Below are 18,443 nucleotides of genomic sequence, written 5' to 3' on the forward strand. Positions count from 1 at the left end.
CGCACATTTTCGGAGAATTTCCCCGGCACAGGCGCAATACTGGACGACATCCCACGCCCCGAGGCGCGGGACACCAATGGGAGGGGGCGCACCGGATGAAGGCGGAGGAACGCTGGCAGGCCAGGTTCCGGGCGTCGCGCATGACGCTGCCGTCCTGGGCGCGCCAGGCCCCGAACCGCTCCATCTACCGCTCCAACGCCACCGGCAAGTGGGAGGTCTACGCGTGGGACCGCGTCGCCGGCACCACCCGCCAGGTCACCGACCAGCCCAAGGGCACCGCGTACGCGGCCATCGACCCCACAGGCCAGTGGATCTACTGGTTCGCCGACACCGACGGTGACGAGCTCGGCGGATGGTGGCGCCAGCCGTTCACCGGCGGCCAGGGCGAGCCGGTCGCGACCGACCTGGAGCCGGGCCAGCCCAGCGGCATCGCGCTGTCCACCACCGGCGCCGCCGCCATCAGCCTGGCCAGCGGCGACAGGTTCCGCGTGCACCTCGTACGCCCGGGCGCGCCCACCGAGACCCTCTACGAGCACACCGAGGCCGCCTGGGTGGCCGCCATGTCGCTCGACGGCTCCCTCATCGCCATCAACCACGGCGAGTACGGCGACTTCCGCCACCCGGCGCTGCGCGTCATACGCCAGGACGGCCGGGTGGTCGGCGAGCTGCACGACGGTCCAGGCAAGGGCGTGGTCGGCCTGAGCTTCGCCCCCGTCGTCGGCGACCGCCGCCTGCTGGCCCTGCACGAGCGCCGCCGCCGCAACGAGCCCCTCGTCTGGGACCCGGCGACCGGCGAGCAGCGCGAGATCTGGCTGCGCGACTCGGGCGAGCTCTCGGCCGAGTGGTACGACGACGGCCGCGGCCTGCTCATCCTGCGCGACGACCGCGCCCGCACCCACCTGCACCGCTACGACCTCAGAGGCGGCGGGCTGACCCTCATCGAGACGCCGCACGGCGTGATCGAGGAGGCCGCGCCGAGGCCCGGCGGCCACGTCGAATACTCCTGGTCGAGCGCCTCCCGCCCGCCGGTCATCCGCTCGACCAGCGGCCAGGTCGTGCTCAACGCCGGCGGCCCGCCCGCGCCGCCGAGCGTGCCCGTCGAGGACATCGACGTCGAGGGCGAGGGCGGGCGCATCCACGCGCTGGTGTCCAGGCCCGAGACCGGCACGGCCCCCTATCCTGCGGTGTTCCTGCTGCACAGCGGGCCGACCTCGCACGACCGCGACGAGTTCTCGCCCGAGGTCGCGGCCTGGGTGGACGCCGGGTTCGCGGTGGTGCGGGTCAACTACCGCGGCTCCACCGGCTACGGCTCCGACTGGCGCGACGCGCTGCACGGCGACGTCGGCCACATCGAGCTGGCCGACGTGACGGCCGTGCGCGAGTGGGTGGTCGATCACGGCATCGTGGACGGCACGCGTACGGTGCTGGCCGGCACGTCCTGGGGCGGCTACCTCGCGCTGCTCGGCCTCGGCACCCAGCCCGGCATGTGGGCCTGCGGCATCGCCGCGGTGCCGATCGCCTGCCACCAGACGTCGTACGAGGACGAGGCCGAGAGCCTGCGCGCCTACCACCGCGCGCTGCTGGGCGGCTCGCCCGACGAGCAGCCCGAGCGGTACGCGGCCAGCTCCCCGATCACGTACGTCGACCAGATCAAGGCCCCGCTGCTGATCCTGGCCGGCGAGAACGACACGCGCTGCCCGCTGCGCCAGATCGAGAAGTACGTGGCGAGGCTGGCCGAGCACGGCCGCGAGCACGAGGTCTACACCTACGACGCCATCCGCGGCTCGCTGGTCGTCTCCGAACGCATCGCGCAGACGGCCCTGCAGCTCGACTTCGCGCGCAAGCACGTCGGGTGCCCCTGACGAGAGGGCTTGACCTCAGGTCAGCGGACGTGTCAGCATCACGGCACCCTGTTCCCCGGCTGGAAGAACGTACGTGAGCAGCAAGAACCCGGGCCCGCCATGATCGGGCAGGCGCTAGCGGGCGCGCAGCACCACGATCGCGAGGTCGTCGGCGCTCGGCTCGGAGGCGAACTCGGCCGCGCCCCTGCGGATGCGCTCGGCGACCGCCCTGGCCGACAGGCCCGCGCACTCGGCCAGCATCTTGGCCAGGCCGCCGTCGTCGTCGAGCAGCCGACCTCCGGAGCGGCGCTCGGTCACCCCGTCGGTCACGGCCAGCAGCACGTCACCGGGGTCGAGCCGCACGGTGTCGGCCTCGAACATGACCTCCTGGAAGACCCCGAGCAGCGACTGCGGGGTGGTGACCGCCTCGACCTTGCCGCTCGGCTTGAGCCGCAGCGCCTCGGGATGGCCGGCCGAGACCAGGCGCACCTCCAGGCCGCCGTCGGCCACCGGCGTGATGTCGCCGTGCAGCAGCGTGAGGAACCGCGCCCGCTCGCCCTCCTCCAGGATCGCCTGGTTGAGCCGGCCGAGCACGGCGGCCACGCCGTAGCCCTCTCTCGCCAGCAGCCGCAGCGTGTGGCGGGCCAGGCCGGTGACGGCGGCCGCCTCAGGGCCGGTGCCGCACACGTCGCCGATCGCGAAGCGCCAGGAGTCGTCGCCGGCCTTGAACAGGTCGTAGAAGTCGCCGCCGACCTCGTTGGCCTCGCCGGCGGGCTCGTAGATGACGCCGTAGTCGAGGCCGGGCACCTCGGGCTCGTTGGGCGGCAGCAGGCTGCGCTGCAGCGCCCGGTTGGCGGCGGCCTGCTGGGCGTAGAGGCGGGCGTTGTCCATGGCCAGCGCCGCGCGCCTGCCGATGTCGTCGGCGAACTGGATGACCTCGTCGGGGAAGCGGTCGGGGCGGCCGAGGCACATCATGCCGAGGCTGCGGCCGCGGGCCATCAGCGGCACCGCCAGCACCTGCCACTCGGCGAGGTGGATGGTGGAGGTGACCCTGGTGTCGGCGGCGGCGACGTCCATCTCCGTGAGCTGCTCGCGCAGGCCGTCGATGCGCGCCTCGTCGGCGTGCCACAGATAGACCAGGCGCGGCGGCGCGTTGTTGTCGGAGGTGTAGACGGCGCACCAGTTGGCCAGCCGGGGCACCACGACCTGGGCGATGATGGCCGGCACCATGTCGGGGTCGAGCGTGCCGGCGAGCAGGTCGCTGGCGTCGGCGAGGAAGCCCAGCCAGTGGGGCCCTCTGCTGCTCTCCTCCATCCATTCGGCTGCCATGCTGTCCGTGGAGCCGGGTAGCGTGAGCCTTGCCCAGTGGACACGGGAATCGCCCGCAAAGGTGACTCCCCACTCCTCGACGTGCACGGAAGGAGCCTTCGGATCAGCTTGGGAGAGGTTTCGCTGCCGCAGCTCGACCTGGACTGCGTCCCCGAAATGCTTCCAAATCACCTCAAACGGCTCGTCAGCGGCCTGCGCGGTAAGATCTCCGGCGACCTGCTCGGCGGTGTGGAGCATGCCGCCAGTGGCCCACGCGGTCATCACCTCGCGCGTGAACCTCATCGCAACCGTCACAGCGGCATCGCCGGGCGCGAACGTCGCAGCGAGCACCGCATGGGGAGAAGCAGTCATCCTCACGTGCCTACCACACTTCCCGCTGACTTGGGGTAAATCCAAGGACAGGACTACGAGCTACTCATCGTGACAGACTTGAATCACTCGCCGGAGCCAGTCGCGAGTGAAGGAGGCCCCATGACCACGGCCAAGGCCGAGCCAAGCCCGGAGGAGAGGACGTACACCGAGTCGGATCTCGTGCCCATCCTGGAGACTCTCTTCTCCTGGCGTGACGGCGACTTCCGGCGTCGGGTTCCTCATGCTCCTCCCGGCATTCTGAGCGAGGTGCGGCTGCTGCTCAACGAAGTGGCCGACCGTCGCGAACACCTGGCCAACGAGCTGACCCGCGTACGTAAAGAAGTGGTCAAGGAAGGCCGCTTCGGCGAGCGGCTGACGCCCGGGCCCGGCGTCGGCGCGTGGGCGGAGAGCGTCGAGTCGGTCAACATGCTCATCGACGCCCTGGTGAGCCCGGTGAGCGGCGCGGCCGACGTCATCGACGCGGTCGCCAAGGGCGACCTGTCACGGCGCATCGACCTCGACAGGTCGGCACGCGGCGAGGTGCGCCGGCTCGGCAAGGCCATCAACGGCATGGTCGACCAGCTCGCGCTCTTCAACTCCGAGGTCACCCGCGTGGCCCGCGAGGCGGGCACCGAAGGCCGGCTGGGCGGCAGCGCCAACCTGCGCGGCATGTCGGGCAGCTGGCGCGACCTGACCGAGGCGGTCAACACGATGTCCTCGCGCGTGGCGGCGCAGGTGCGCGACATCGCCGTGGTGACCACCGCCGTGGCCAAGGGCGACCTGAGCCGCAAGGTGACGGTCGACGCCGTGGGCGAGATGTTCGAGCTGAAGAACACCGTCAACACGATGGTCGACCAGCTCTCCGGCTTCGCGGAAGAGGTCACCCGAGTCGCCCGCGAGGTCGGCACCGAGGGCCAGCTGGGCGGCCAGGCGCAGGTGACCGGTGTGTCCGGCGTCTGGAAAGACCTCACCGACAACGTCAACTTCATGGCCAACAACCTCACCTCGCAGGTGCGCAGCATCGCGACGGTGGCGACGGCCGTGGCCCAGGGCAACCTGTCGAAGAAGATCACCGTCGACGCCCAGGGCGAGATCCTGCAGCTGAAGGACACCCTCAACACGATGGTCGACCAGCTGTCGTCCTTCGCCGACGAGGTCACCCGAGTCGCCCGTGAAGTGGGCACCGAGGGCAAGCTGGGCGGCCGGGCCGAGGTCAAGGGCGTGTCGGGCGTCTGGAAGGACCTCACCGACAACGTCAACTCCATGGCGGCCAACCTGACGTACCAGGTGCGCAATATCGCCCAGGTCACCACCGCGGTCGCCAACGGCGACCTCACCCGCAAGATCGACGTCGACGCGCAGGGCGAGATCCTCGAGCTCAAGTCCACCATGAACACGATGGTCGAGCAGCTCTCGTCGTTCGCATCCGAGGTGACCCGAGTCGCCCGAGAGGTCGGCACGGAAGGACAGCTGGGCGGGCAGGCACAGGTAAGAGGTGTGTCGGGGGTCTGGAAGGACCTCACCGACAACGTCAACTCGATGGCCAACAACCTCACCTCCCAAGTACGCCAGATCGCCGCGGTGTCCTCGGCAGTCGCCCAGGGCAACCTGTCGAAGAAGATCACCGTCGACGCCCAGGGCGAGATGCTCCAGCTCAAGGACACCCTCAACACGATGGTGGACCAGCTGTCGTCGTTCGCCGACGAGGTGACCCGTGTCGCCCGTGAAGTGGGCACCGAAGGCCAGCTCGGCGGCCAGGCGCGGGTGAAGGGCGTGTCGGGCGTCTGGAAGGACCTCACCGACAACGTCAACTCGATGGCCAACAACCTGACGTACCAGGTGCGCAACATCGCCGAGGTGACCACCGCGGTCGCCAACGGCGACCTCACCCGCCGCATCGACGTCAACGCCCAGGGCGAGATCCTCGCCCTCAAGACCACCGTCAACCGCATGGTCGACCAGCTGTCGTCGTTCGCCTCCGAGGTCACCCGAGTCGCCCGCGAGGTCGGTACCGAAGGCCAGCTCGGCGGCCAGGCCCGCGTCGAGGGCGTCGAGGGCACCTGGAAGCGGCTCACCGAGAGCGTCAACGAGCTGGCGGGCAGCCTCACCACCCAGATCCGCGCCATCGCGACCGTGACCAGCGCCGTCGCCCGCGGCGACCTGACCCGCTCGATCGCCATCGAGGCGCAGGGCGAGCTGGCCGAGCTCAAGGACAACATCAACTCCATGGTGGGCAGCCTGCGCGAGACCACGCAGGCCAACCAGGAGCAAGACTGGCTCAAGTCGAACCTGGCCCGCATCTCCCGGCTCATGCAGGGCCACCGCGACCTGCTCGAAGTGGCCAAGCTGACGATGAGCGAGCTGACCCCGCTGGTCTCGGCCCGCTACGGCGCCTTCTACAGCATCGATCCCGAGGGCGACCACGAGCTCATCCTCATCGGCGGCTACGGCGTACGCCCCGACCGGGGGCCGCGCCGGCGCTTCGCCATCGGCGAGGGCATCGTCGGGCAGGCCGCGGCCGAGGGCCGGCACATCGTGCTCGACGACGTGCCGCCGGAGTTCATCACCATCGACAGCGGGCTCAGCCGCTCCACGCCCGCGCAGATCGTGGTGCTGCCGATCCTGTTCGAGAACCGCGTGCTCGGCGTGCTGGAGCTGGCCTCGTTCACGCCGTTCGGCGAGGTGCACCTCGACTTCCTGACGCAGCTCGTCGAGACCATCGGCGTCACGATGAACACGATCATCGCCAACTCCCGCACCGAAGACCTGCTCACCGAGTCGCAGCGGCTCACCCGCGAGCTGCAGGAACGCTCCGACGAGCTGCAGCGCCAGCAGGAGGAGCTGCGCAGGTCCAACGCCGAGCTGGAGGACAAGGCGGCGCTGCTGGCCAAGCAGAACCGCGCCATCGAGATCCAGAACTTCCAGATCGAGCAGGCCCGCCGCACGCTGGAGGAGCGCGCCGAGCAGCTCGCGGTCTCCTCGCGCTACAAGTCCGAGTTCCTCGCGAACATGTCCCACGAACTGCGCACGCCGCTCAACAGCCTGCTGGTGCTGGCCAAGCTGCTCACCGAGAACGCCGAGGGCAACCTCACCTCCCAGCAGGTCGAGTTCGCCCGCACGATCCACAGCGCGGGCTCGGCGCTGCTGCAGCTCATCAACGACATGCTCGACCTGTCGAAGGTCGAGGCAGGCCGGATGGACATCCACCCGATCCAGGTCTCGCTGCCGAAGATGGTCGACCTGCTGGAGGCCGCGTTCGCGCCGCTGGCCCAGGACAAGGGGCTGGCCTTCCAGGTGGAGGTCGAGCCCGACGTGCCGCAGGAGCTGCGCGCCGACGAGCAGCGGCTGCAGCAGGTGCTGCGCAACCTGCTGTCCAACGCGGTCAAGTTCACCCCGCGCGGCGAGGTCAAGCTGCGCGTGTCCACGCCGCCGCCGGGCGTGCAGTTCGACGACGACACGCTCCACGACGCCGACGACCTGCTCGCGTTCCAGGTCATCGACACCGGCATCGGCATCGCGCCCGACAAGCGCGACGTCATCTTCGAGGCGTTCCGGCAGGCCGACGGCACCACCAGCCGCAAATACGGCGGCACCGGCCTCGGCCTGGCCATCTGCCGCGACATCGCGCGGCTGCTCGGCGGCGAGATCCACGTCGACAGCGAGCTGGGCAAGGGCAGCACGTTCACGCTCTACCTGCCCGCCTCCTACACCGGCCCGCTGGCCGCCACCGACGGCGGCTCCGCCTCACGGCGCCAGCTCATGACGCCGCCGTCGGAGGAGGTGCCCACCGCCGCCGCCACGCCCGAGCCGCCGCTGCCGCTCGACCTGCCGATGCCCGAGCTGGTCGAGCCGCCCGTCGAGACGCCCAGCCAGTGGCAGGGCGACGACCCGCTCAACGGTGCGAAGATCCTCATCGTCGACGACGACATCCGCAACGTCTTCGCGCTGACCAGCGTGCTGGAACGACACGGCTCCACGGTGGTCTACGCTGAAAACGGACGGGAAGGCATCGAACAGCTCGAACGGAACGAGGACGTCGCGCTCGTGCTGATGGACATCATGATGCCGGAGATGGACGGCTGGGCCACGACCTCCGCCATCCGCCGCATGCCGCAGTTCGCCGACCTGCCGATCATCGCGCTGACCGCCAAGGTCATGCGGGGCGACCGGGAGAAGTCCATCGCGTCGGGCGCGTCCGACTACGTGCCCAAGCCCGTCGACGTCGACCGTCTGCTCGAACGCCTGCGCGGCTGGCTCAGCCGAGGGCGTGGCAGCACCTCAGACGCGTCCGCAGCACCATCCGAAGGGTCGTGATCGATGCCGGAGCGTGCCAAGATCCTCCTCGTCGATGACCGCGAGGAGAACCTGATCGCCCTCGAAGCCATCCTCAGCTCGCTCGACCTGGTGCCGGTGCGCGCCAGATCGGGCGAGGAGGCGCTGAAAGCGCTGCTCAACACCGAGTTCGCGCTGATCCTGCTGGACGTGCGGATGCCCGGCATGGACGGTTTCGAGACGGCCGCCCACATCAAGCGGCGTGAGCGTACCCGGAACATCCCGATCATCTTCCTCACCGTCGTCGACAGCGCGCCCGACTACGCCTTCCGCGGCTACGCGGCGGGCGCCGTCGACTACCTCACCAAGCCGTTCGACCCGTGGGTGCTGCGGGCGAAGGTGTCGGTGTTCACCGAGCTGTACAACATGAACAAGCGGCTCGCCGAGCAGGCCTCGCTGCTGCGCGACCGCCTCAGCGGCGAGCTGCCTCCGGGCGCCGGCGATCAGGCGTCGGTGCTGCCCGAGCTGTCGCGGCGGCTGACGGCCGTCGAGGACGAGCTGGCGAGGGTGCGCGAGCTGGCCCGCAAGTCGCAGGACCCGGCGCTGGCCGTGCCGCTGTCCGATCTCGCCGAGCGCGTGACCCGCCTGCGCGCCGGCTTCGACGCCCTGTCCTGACACCCACCCGGCTGTGTGCCGGGTTCGACGCCCTGTCCTGATCTCTCACCGCCGCGGCGGTGAGGATCACTGGCGGGCGCGTTCCAAAGCGTCCCAGAAGCCGCGCCGCAGCGCGTGGCGTACCTCGTCGTGCAGCAGGAAGTCGATCGGCAGCGACGAGCCCTGGAGCAGGCGGGCCTCAAGGTCGGACGGCATGCGGGGCTTGCGGGCGAGCACCGCCTCAAGCCAGAGGGCGGGCGCGTCGCGGGCGACGGACTCGCCGAAGTCGTGGCCCTCCCTGTGGGCGGCCTTGACGGCGTCGGCCAGCGTGGTCGCGCCCGCCGTGGCGGCGGGCGGGGCGACCGGCGCGGGCTGCGGGCCGGTGTAGGGGCCGAGCTGCGCGGGCTGGTAGGAGCCGCTCGACTGCGCGGCCTGCTGCTGGTAGCTCGTGCTCGACTGGCCGGCCTGGCTGGGCTGCTGGTATGACGTGCTCGACTGGCTCGGCTGCTGGTAGCTGGTGGTCGACTGGCTCTGCTGCTGATAGCTCGTGCTCGGCTGGGCGGGGAACTGGCCGGTGCCGTTGCCGCCCGACTGTGGCTGCGCCTGGATGGGCCCGGTGGCGGGCGCGGGCGCGGGCGGCTGCTCGGGCTGGTAGTTCGCGTACGTCGGCAGCACCGGCGGCGACTGCTGCTGCCCACGCCCTGACGAGGACCCGCCGGAGGAGGCGGCCTGGCCGCTCGACGAGGACCCGGCCGCGTGGCTGCCGGTGGACTGCGGCACCTGGGGCGTCTGCGCGCTCGGCATGGGCGGCAGCGACGACGCCGGCAGCGACGGCTGCGAGGGCTGGGCGGGCGGCAGCGAGTGGGTGGCCTGGCCGTTGCTGAGCGGCTGGTGGTGGCCGTTGGACGCCTCGGTGACGCCGGTGACCAGCGTGACGTAGGGGCGCAGGTGGACCGCCCCCAGCTCGACCAGGTCGTCGCACTCCTGGCGCAGCGACCGCGAGACGGCCCAGCCGCCCTCGGCCGCGATGTGGATGACGCTGACCCTGATGCCGAGGTCCTGCGCGTCGCACACCACCTGCGCCAGGTCCTCGTCGCCGCTGACCACGACCGCGTCGCAGATGGCGGTGTTGCGGGCGAGCGTCATGAGGTCGCGGTGCACCTGGGCGTCGACGCCTTCGCGGCGGCCCGGCCTGATGCGCGAGAGCCGCAGCTTGAGGCCGGGGATGTCGGCCAGCACGTCGTGCTCGGGGGTGCGGCGGCCCTCGACGGTCGCTTCGTACCAGTAGCAGCGCAGCAGCGGCAGGCCGGTGCGCTCGCGTGACAGGCTGGTCATCAGCTGGAGCAGCCCCGGGTAGTCCCAGGCGACCGCTTCGCGATGACGCGTGCCGTGCACGGCCATCGCGCCATCAGCCAGCAGATAGCCAGCGTCCACGAACAGCGCGCAGCGATCCACTGACCCCGCCCCTTTCCTGGTGGTCCGACCTTGCTGGCTCTGCACCGTCAGAGACCGGACTCGGCGGCCCTCTCTCAGGGTAATGAAAGCAGGTGATCGCGCGAGGCTTAATCCCGACGATTCGACTAGCGCTCGCCGTCGTGCCAGACCAATCAGGCGAACCGTACCAGTTTGTCCCGTTCGTGGTCACGGCCGCGCCCGCACGCTCAGCGCGGCCACCCCGAACAGGATCACGTCCTTGTCCGTGACGATCGTCAGCCCTGGATCGACGCCGAGCTCGGCGCTGACCGTGTCGACGTCCACGCCGAAGGTCAGCTCCGCCACGCCGCCGGACGAGCCGTCGAAGACGTTCGCGCGGTCGCGGCCGCCGCCCACAGGGGTCAGCGGGCCTGAGCCGAGCGAGACCTTGTCGCCCTGGAGGTCGGCGTCGCCCTCCCAGGCGACCAGCTCCGCCCTCGCGGGCGCGGCGGCGGGCGTGAGGCCGCCCAGCGGGAGGCGTACGCGGCGGGCCGCGCCGCCGACCACGGTGGCCGTGTCGAGCACCATGGCCTGGCTGTACGGCTCGTCCGGGTCGGTCACGATGAGCACCAGGCTCCAACCGGCGTGGCGGGCGGCGCCCTCGCGCATGGGGGCGTCGGCGGCCCACCACGTGCCGCTCCTGCGGGCGCCTGCCACGAGGTCGCTGACGTCGGCGAACGCCTGGTAGACCGGGCCAGGGGGCAGCTCGCGGACCGCCACGTCGGCGGGCCTGACCGTCACGTAGTGCCGCCGGCCCGGCGGGCGCAGCTTGATCGGCCCCGCCTCCTCACCGGCCGCCGACCAGTAGAGCCCCGCCCACACGATCTCGCCGCCCTTCGGCAACGTCAGCGCCGCGCCGCTCGACGACTCTGTCTCCGGCCGGTCGTCCAGGTCGAGCGCGCTCATCGGCCACAGGTCGTTGTCACGCTGGGTGCCGGCCCTCCTGCGGGCCTCGGCGCAGCTCATGGCGTTGCGCGGGCAGCTCAGCAGCGTGTTGCCGATCGCCCTCACGCTCACCCGCCCGTCGGTGGCGAATCTGGCCGGCGCCCCCATCGCCCGTACGCCATGCTCGGCTCTGGCCCGCACTCGAAGCCCTCCGGCCGCGACGAGCACAGAAGGCCCCTTGCTGTGAGGCGCCTCTCCTGCCACCGCCACGCGCAGGAACACCGCCGTGCCCTGACCGGCCGCCAGCGCCTTCCTGACACACCTGGCCCCGCTTGCCGCCGGCCGGCAACTCCACCCGTCCACCATCCGCACCGGCCCCGCGACGGCGAAGCCTGAGCCGCCCTTCGCGGCGGGGATGAGCGTCACGCCGGCCGGCAAGCGGACGTCGGCGGTGAGGGTGGCGCTCGGGGAGCCGCCGTGGTTGCGGAGGCGGATGGCGATCATGCCGGGCTCGGCGCGGACGAGGGCGCCCAGCGGCTCGATCGTGGCACGCAGTCGCGCGGGGCCCGGTTTCGGCTCGGGGTCGGCCGGCGGTGGCACTCGGGCGGGCGCCTCGCTGGGCGTCGGGGCGCGTACCGGGACCGGGGTCTCGGGGGGCGCCTCTACCTGCACCGGGTCGGGCGTGGCGGGCGACTGCGCGACCGGCGTGAACGCGGGCGGCTCGGCCCGCAGCGGGCGCTCGTCGGACACCAGCAGCAGCCCGGCCGCCGTGGCCACCAGCACCGCCGTGCCGCCCGCCAGCATGGCCTGCTGCTGCCTGGACGCCCGGCGCAGCCGCCGCACCACGCCCAGCAGACCCCCGGCGCCGCCGCCCGCCATCACCTTGGCCAGCGCCGCGGCGTAGCCGCCGAACATCGGCCCGGCGATCAGCGGGCCCACCATGACGCGCAGGCCCCTGTTGACGTCGGTCAGCTCGAGCAGCACCCCATGGCACTCCTCGCACGCCTTGACGTGGTCGTCCACCGTCTTGGAGTCGCGCCGCGCCAGCCCGCCGCGTACGTAGGCGCCCATCTTGCCCAGCACAGGACGGCACTCGCGCTGCGGCGGCGCGCCCAGATGCATCTGCAGGTACGCCTGCCGCAGCCCCTCCCTCGCCCGGTACGCCAGCGCCGCCACGCCGTTGGCCGACAACCCCAGCAGCGGCGCCACCTCCGCCGGCCTGGCCCGCTCGACCTCGGTGTGCCACAGCACGGCCCGCCACCGCTCGGGCAGCGACAGGTACGCCCTGGCGATCAGCGACTTCTCCAGCCCCACCAGGGCGGGGTCGACGAAAGGCACACCCGGGTCGTACTGCTCGATCTCGCCCGTACTCACCTGGCGGCTCTCGACGCGCGACCGGTCGTGGACCGTGCGGCGCACGACGGTGAGCAGGTAGGTGCGGAAACCCGAGTCGGGCCCCCCGCCCCTGCCGACCAGGTCGAGGATCTTCGTGAACGCCTCCGCCACGACGTCCTCGACCTCGGCGCTCCTGACGAGCTGCCGGGCCAGGGCGCGCGCCGCCGCCACGTGACGCTCGTAGAGCTGCCCGTAAGCAGCGGCATTGCCCTCTCTGACCGCCTGAAGCAGCTCTGCGTCGCTCTGCGGCGATTCAGTACCCATAGTGACCTCACGATTACGCGGGGTTGCCCGCGCAATCATTCCGCACTCCCCCCAATGACTAAACCGGGTATGCGCCTTTACTCCAGCACCCGTCCCGGAACCCCAAGTTCCCGCCCGCACGGGCGAAGGTCGTGGGAGGGGGACGGGACCCCGCGCGTGCGGAGCTGGGCAGGCGCGAGGCTGGGCAGGCGCGAGGCTGGGCGGACCGGCGTGGCTGGGCGGGCGCGCAAGGCTGGGCAGGCACGTGGCTGGGCAGACCGGCGTGGCTGGGCGGGCGCGCAAGGCTGGGCAGGCACGTGGCTGGGCGGACCGGCGTGGCTGGGCGGGTGGGGCTGGGCCCTGGCTGGGGTGGGGTGGAGCCTAAGCTTGGGCGCATGACGGATCGCGACACCCTCCTGGCCGAGATCACGAAGAAGGCCATCGTGCACGGCAAGGTCACCCTGTCCTCCGGCAAGGAGGCCGACTTCTATCTCGATCTGCGGCGCATCACGCTCGACGGCGTGGCGGCGCCGCTCGTCGGGCGGGTGATGCTCGACCTGACCGCCGACCTCGACTACGACGCCGTCGGCGGGCTCACCATGGGGGCCGACCCGGTGGCGGTCGCGATGCTGCACGCGGCGGCGGCTCGGGGGCGGACGCTCGATGCGTTCGTGGTGCGCAAGGCGCAGAAGGCCCATGGCATGCAGCGGCGGATCGAGGGGCCCGAGGTCAAGGGGCGGCGGGTGCTGGTCGTCGAGGACACCTCCACCACGGGGTCGTCCCCGCTGACCGCTGTGGAGGCGTTGCGTGAGGCGGGCGCCGAGGTGGTGGCCGTCGCGACGATCGTCGACCGTGGCGCCACCGAGCGCGTCACGGCGGAAGGGCTCGAATACCGCACGGGTTACACACTGGCCGACCTCGGCCTCTAACTCGACTTACGCACCCTGCGCGCCGGCCGGCCTGGGCCCTGGCTTGATCTGGGCGGCCTGCGCCGGGTTCCGGCTCAGCTCACGTCCTAACCGGTCGGCCCCGCCTCTGGCCGCCCGGCCCGTCAGTCGGGGGACGTGACCGTGAAGGCTTCGCGTTCGCCTTCGGCGCCCTGTTCGCGGGGCTTGCCGTTCGCCGTGACGCGGACGGTGCCGGCGTCGGTCAGGACCACGTCCAGCTCCGGCTCGAAGTAGCTGACCTCCTCGCCGCGGCTCATGTCGCGGTAGTGGAGGACGTCGCCGCCCGGTACGCGGACCGTGACCAGGGGGCAGTTCTCGGCGAGGCATTCGATGCGTACGGTGGGCACCCGCGCGGTGCTCGCCGGGGTGGCGTCAGAGGTCGCGTCAGGCGTGGCGGTGTCGGTGGCGGGGGCACGCTCGCGCGAGCGCTCGGGGGCGGCCTCGCCGATCGAGCCGACCGAGCCGAGCAGTGCCCGCCCGCCGACGAACAGGAGTGCCACCACCGCTGACGCGCCCAGGACGAGGAGCGCTAATCGGGCGAGGCCCATCGGTTCAGACCTGTGGCGTCCCACAGGGGGCAGCGTACCTGGAGATGATCCGCCTCGCCCGGCTCATGAGCGGCCGGGCGGCGGGCGGTCAGAATTGGCCGTCGAAGCCCGTCGGCACGCGGTGGTGCTTGCCGCTGGGCTCGGGGAGTTGCTTGCCGGCCCTGCGGTGCTTGATGGCCTCGACGAAGATCGGGATCAGCGAGATGAGCACGATGAGGAAGACGCCGGGCAGGATGTACTTGTCGATCTGCTTGGGGTCGACCTGGCCGCCCAGGAAGTAGCCGAGGAAGAGCAGGCCCTCGACCCAGACGAGGCCGCCGATGACGTTCCAGAGGAAGAAACGCTTGGGGGTCATGCCGAGCACGCCGGCGACGGGATTCATGAACGTGCGGACGATCGGCACGAACCTCGCCAGAATGACCGCCTTGGCGGGACCGAACTTCTCGAAGAACTCTTCCGCCCTGACCACGTGGTCGCGCTTGAACAGCCGCGAATCGGGTTTGTCGAACATCTTGCGGCCGAATCGCGCACCGAGGAAATGCCCGAGCTGAGCGCCGGCGATGGCGCAGAGGGGTGTGCCGATCACGAGGAGGGGGAAAGAGAGCGGCTCGATGCCCATCCCTTTCGCGACCTCGGCCGCACTGAAAATCCCCGCCGCCACCAGCAGCGAGTCGCCAGGCAGGAAGAACCCGAGCAGGAGCCCCGTTTCGGCGAAGATGATGGCGAGCACTCCGATAGTGGCAAAAGCCCCCAAAAGGGTCAGCCACCATGTCGGGTCAAGGAGATTCAAGAGCGAGTCCACGGGGGGAGAGCCTACCTGTAGCCAGGATGCGCGAGATGACCATCAAGCGCGCGTTGTCTCTACCACAGCGGGTAGTGAGCCGGGATACTGGGCCCTGGCGCGAAGCCGTAACTTCTCAGGGAGATGAATCATGCCTATTGCGACTCCAGAGGTCTACGCTGAGATGCTCGACCGGGCCAAGGCCGGCGGATTCGCCTACCCGGCGATCAACGTGACCTCCTCCCAGACGCTGAACGCCGCACTGCGCGGCTTCGCCGAGGCCGAGAGCGACGGCATCGTGCAGGTCTCCACAGGCGGTGCGGAGTTCCTCTCGGGCGCCACGGTCAAGGACATGGTCACGGGCGCGACGGCGCTCGCCGAGTACGCGCGGGTGGTGGCCGCGAAATACCCCGTCACGGTGGCGCTGCACACCGACCACTGCCCGAAGGACAAGCTCGACGGCTTCATGCGGCCGCTGATCGACATCTCGCTGGAGCGGGTCTCCAAGGGCCTCGACCCGCTCTTCCAGTCGCACATGTGGGACGGCTCCGCCGTTCCGCTGGACGAGAACCTGGAGATCGCCAAGGAACTCCTGGAGAAGTGCGCCAGGGCGCGGATCATCATGGAGATGGAGATCGGCGTCGTCGGCGGCGAGGAGGACGGCGTCGTCGGCGAGATCAACGAGAAGCTGTACACGACGGCCGAGGACGCGCTGGCCACCGCCGAGGCCGTGGGCGTCGGCGACAAGGGCCGCTACATGCTGGCCGCCACGTTCGGCAACGTGCACGGGGTGTACAAGCCGGGCCACGTCAAGCTGCGGCCGAGCGTGCTCAAGGAGATCCAGGACGCGGTGGGCGCGAAGTACGGCAAGGACAAGCCGTTCGACCTGGTCTTCCACGGCGGCTCCGGCTCGCTGCTCGAGGAGATCCAGGAGGCCATCTCGTACGGCGTGGTGAAGATGAACGTCGACACCGACACGCAGTACGCCTTCACCCGCCCGATCGCCGACCACATGTTCCGCAACTACGACGGCGTGCTCAAGGTCGACGGTGACGTCGGCAACAAGAAGACCTACGACCCCCGCGCGTACGGCAAGGCCGCCGAGGCCGGCATGGCCGCCCGCGTGGTCGAGGCGTGCCAGAGCCTGAAGAGCGCTGGGACGAAGATCTCCTAGTCATTTGGGCGGCGCGGCGGGTATGACTTGTCCTATGGATAACCTTCTCGCCGGGCCGCCCCCGACTCAGCTGCCGGACCTCCCCGAGGCCAGGCAGGCACTGGAATCCGGTGCCAAGGCCGCCGACGTGGCCGCGCGTTTCCCCGCCTATCCGGCGGCCTGGGCTGCTCTCGCTGAGGAATACTTCGCCCAGGGCCACGCCGTGACCTCCTACGCCTTCGCCCGTACGGGCTACCACCGCGGGCTCGACGCGCTGCGCCGCAGCGGCTGGAAGGGACATGGGCCCATCCCGTGGGAGCATGAGCCCAACCGGGGTTTCCTGCGCTGCCTCTACGCTTTGTCCCGCGCCGCGCAGGCGATCGGTGAGAAGGACGAGGCCGAGCGGTGCCTGCAGTTCCTCAAGGACAGCACGGCGACCGGCTACGACGCGCTGACCAAGGGCTGACTCTTGGGACGAATAGGCACGTTCGGGTAGTCTCTCTACGCAAGAGCCCCTGTCGCGCTTGCGTCAGGGGTTTTCGTTTTGTGCTCGGGAGACTGAACCATGCCGGCTGCCGTTCTCGTGGGTGCCCAGTGGGGCGATGAGGGCAAGGGCAAGGCCACCGACCTGCTCGGTGGCGACGTCGACTACGTCGTCCGCTATCAGGGGGGCAACAACGCGGGTCACACCGTGGTCATCGGTGATCAGAAGTACGCGCTGCACCTGCTCCCCACGGGGATCCTGTCGCCGGAGGTGGTGCCGGTGATCGGCAACGGCGTGGTGATCGACCCGGGAGTGCTGCTCAGCGAGATCGACGGGCTGGCCGAGCGGGGCATCTCCGCCGAGCGGCTGCTGATCTCGGCGAGCGCGCACCTGATCATGCCGCACCACAAGGCCCTCGACAAGGTGACCGAACGCTACCTGGGCAAGGCCAGGATCGGCACCACCGGACGCGGCATCGGGCCCGCGTACGGAGACAAGATCGCCCGGATGGGCGTGCGCGTCCAGGACCTGCTCGACCCGGGCATCCTGGCGAAGAAGATCGAGGTCGCGCTGACCGAGAAGAACCAGGTGCTGACCAAGGTCTACAACCGCCGCGGCATCGACCCGGCGGCGGTGCTCGACGAGTACCTCGCCTACGCCGAGCGGCTCAAGCCGCACATCGCCGACACCTCGCTGGTGCTGTCGAAGGCCCTGGACGAGGACAAGTTCGTGCTGCTTGAGGGCGGTCAGGGCACGCTGCTGGACATCGACCACGGCACGTACCCGTTCGTCACCTCCTCCTCGCCGACCTCGGGCGGCGCGTGCGCGGGGGCGGGCATCCCGCCGAACCGGCTCACCAAGATCATCGGCATCCTCAAGGCGTACACCACGCGCGTCGGCTCCGGTCCCTTCCCGACCGAGCTGACCGACGAGGTGGGCGAGTGGCTGCGCAAGACCGGCGGCGAGTACGGCGTCACCACGGGCCGCAACCGCCGCTGCGGCTGGTTCGACGCGGTGATCGCCCGCTACGCGACCAGGATCAACGGCATCACCGACTACTTCCTCACCAAGCTCGACGTGCTGTCGGGCCTGGAGCGGATCCCGGTGTGCGTGGCGTACGAGGTGGACGGCGTACGCCACGACGAGATCCCGATGACGCAGACCGACTTCCACCACGCGAAGCCGATCTACGAGGAGTTCCCCGGCTGGCAGGAGGACATCTCCAGCGCCAAGTCGTTCGAGGACCTGCCGCCGAACGCGCAGGCGTACGTGCGCACGCTGGAGGCGATGAGCGGCGCCCCGATCTCGGCGATCGGCGTGGGCCCTGGCCGCGACCAGACGATCGTGGTGCGCCCGCTGGTGTGACCCCGCGCTACGCGGTGAGGACGGCCGCCGTCACGGGGGTGTGCAGGCTCCACCCGAGCGTGGAGTAGAGCGCCTGCCCCTGGGCGGTGGCCACCAGGACGCCCGTGGTGGCGCCCATCGAGGCCGCCGTGGTCGCGACCGTCTTCATGACGACGGTGCCGAGGCCGCGGCGGCGATGTCCCGCGGCGGTCTCCACCTGGTCCACGACGGCCGTGCGGCCGGCGACGGCGAACTGGCCGCGCGCCGCGACCTCGCCTGCGGCGGTGAGCAGCCGGGCCACGGTGACGCCGGCCCGCGTGGTGACGGCCAGCGTGTAGCCGGGTGGCGCGGGCACGGGGTCGCGGGTGAGGCGGGCGGTCATCATGAACTCCCGGTCCTGGACGGCCCAGGGGGCCGGGAGCAGCGGTTCGACGGCCTCGGCGGGGGCGCAGAGCTTGAGCCAGGTGCCGGGCGTGCGGATGGTGGCCGTCAGGCGGCGGAGGATCTCGGGGGTCGGCGCGGCCACGACGTGGCGGGCCACGTGACCGGGCAGTCCGACGTCCACGCGCAGGCCCCAGGGCTCGCGTACGGGCCTGGGGGCTTTGCGGGAGATGACCCACCCATCAACCCATGCCCGGACTGTCGGGAAATGGGCTGCTTTGAGAACCTCCGTCATGAAGAACAGCCTATTGTCTGACCCGATCCGCCCGACCGGGCGTATCAGGATGAAAAGGACACGGCGT

The 18,443-nt window shown here is 70.7% G+C and carries 13 protein-coding genes; 7 read left to right on the forward strand and 6 right to left on the reverse strand.

What is annotated here, in order from left to right; all coding sequences use genetic code 11:
* Positions 1 to 95: 95 nt before the first annotated feature.
* Positions 96 to 1,862, forward strand: a complete 1,767-nt coding sequence (locus AB0K28_RS11805) for a prolyl oligopeptidase family serine peptidase (protein ID WP_345393853.1) — start codon at positions 96 to 98, stop codon at positions 1,860 to 1,862.
* Positions 1,863 to 1,976: 114 nt separating this feature from the next.
* On the opposite strand, the gene AB0K28_RS11810 is transcribed toward AB0K28_RS11805, so the two are convergent.
* Complete coding sequence (locus tag AB0K28_RS11810; RefSeq protein WP_345393850.1) at positions 1,977 to 3,170, reverse strand: GAF domain-containing SpoIIE family protein phosphatase; 1,194 nt, start codon at positions 3,168 to 3,170, stop codon at positions 1,977 to 1,979.
* A gap of 471 nt (positions 3,171 to 3,641) precedes the next feature.
* On the opposite strand from AB0K28_RS11810, the gene AB0K28_RS11815 reads away from it, so the two are divergent.
* Positions 3,642 to 7,835, forward strand: a complete 4,194-nt coding sequence (locus AB0K28_RS11815) for a HAMP domain-containing protein (RefSeq protein WP_364368242.1) — start codon at positions 3,642 to 3,644, stop codon at positions 7,833 to 7,835.
* Between the two features lie 3 nt (positions 7,836 to 7,838).
* Positions 7,839 to 8,468: a response regulator gene (locus AB0K28_RS11820; protein WP_345393847.1), complete on the forward strand. Its 630-nt coding sequence runs from the start codon at positions 7,839 to 7,841 to the stop codon at positions 8,466 to 8,468.
* A 66-nt stretch (positions 8,469 to 8,534) separates the two neighbouring features.
* Here the strand turns inward: AB0K28_RS11820 and AB0K28_RS11825 are convergent, their stop codons facing one another.
* Positions 8,535 to 9,902: an NYN domain-containing protein gene (locus AB0K28_RS11825; protein WP_345393844.1), complete on the reverse strand. Its 1,368-nt coding sequence runs from the start codon at positions 9,900 to 9,902 to the stop codon at positions 8,535 to 8,537.
* A 186-nt stretch (positions 9,903 to 10,088) separates the two neighbouring features.
* Positions 10,089 to 12,464: a sigma-70 family RNA polymerase sigma factor gene (locus tag AB0K28_RS11830; protein ID WP_364368246.1), complete on the reverse strand. Its 2,376-nt coding sequence runs from the start codon at positions 12,462 to 12,464 to the stop codon at positions 10,089 to 10,091.
* A 374-nt stretch (positions 12,465 to 12,838) separates the two neighbouring features.
* On the opposite strand from AB0K28_RS11830, the gene pyrE reads away from it, so the two are divergent.
* Entirely contained in the window at positions 12,839 to 13,372 is a 534-nt protein-coding gene (gene pyrE, locus AB0K28_RS11835) for an orotate phosphoribosyltransferase (RefSeq protein WP_345393832.1), read from the forward strand.
* Positions 13,373 to 13,494: 122 nt separating this feature from the next.
* Here pyrE and AB0K28_RS11840 read toward each other — a convergent pair whose 3' ends face one another.
* Positions 13,495 to 13,962 (reverse strand): hypothetical protein, encoded by a 468-nt coding sequence (locus tag AB0K28_RS11840; RefSeq protein WP_364368247.1) that lies wholly within the window; start codon positions 13,960 to 13,962, stop codon positions 13,495 to 13,497.
* A gap of 64 nt (positions 13,963 to 14,026) precedes the next feature.
* Entirely contained in the window at positions 14,027 to 14,740 is a 714-nt protein-coding gene (locus tag AB0K28_RS11845; protein ID WP_364368249.1) for a VTT domain-containing protein, read from the reverse strand.
* A 130-nt stretch (positions 14,741 to 14,870) separates the two neighbouring features.
* On the opposite strand from AB0K28_RS11845, the gene fbaA reads away from it, so the two are divergent.
* From fbaA to AB0K28_RS11860, 3 genes are all read left to right on the forward strand, one after another.
* Positions 14,871 to 15,893 carry a class II fructose-bisphosphate aldolase gene (gene fbaA / locus AB0K28_RS11850; RefSeq protein WP_364368252.1) on the forward strand — a complete coding sequence of 341 codons (1,023 nt, stop codon included), beginning with the start codon at positions 14,871 to 14,873 and terminating at the stop codon, positions 15,891 to 15,893.
* A 34-nt stretch (positions 15,894 to 15,927) separates the two neighbouring features.
* A complete protein-coding gene (locus AB0K28_RS11855) occupies positions 15,928 to 16,338 on the forward strand; it encodes a DUF3151 domain-containing protein (protein ID WP_345393820.1) in 411 nt (136 codons plus the stop codon).
* A 99-nt stretch (positions 16,339 to 16,437) separates the two neighbouring features.
* The gene (locus AB0K28_RS11860) at positions 16,438 to 17,721 is read left to right on the forward strand and encodes an adenylosuccinate synthase (protein WP_345393817.1); all 1,284 of its coding nucleotides are present in this window, start codon (positions 16,438 to 16,440) and stop codon (positions 17,719 to 17,721) included.
* A 7-nt stretch (positions 17,722 to 17,728) separates the two neighbouring features.
* Here the strand turns inward: AB0K28_RS11860 and AB0K28_RS11865 are convergent, their stop codons facing one another.
* Complete coding sequence (locus tag AB0K28_RS11865; protein ID WP_364368256.1) at positions 17,729 to 18,376, reverse strand: GNAT family N-acetyltransferase; 648 nt, start codon at positions 18,374 to 18,376, stop codon at positions 17,729 to 17,731.
* Positions 18,377 to 18,443: the final 67 nt, after the last annotated feature.

The sequence above is a fragment of the Nonomuraea sp. NPDC049504 genome, from assembly GCF_040676845.1.
Taxonomy (GTDB): domain Bacteria; phylum Actinomycetota; class Actinomycetes; order Streptosporangiales; family Streptosporangiaceae; genus Nonomuraea; species Nonomuraea salmonea.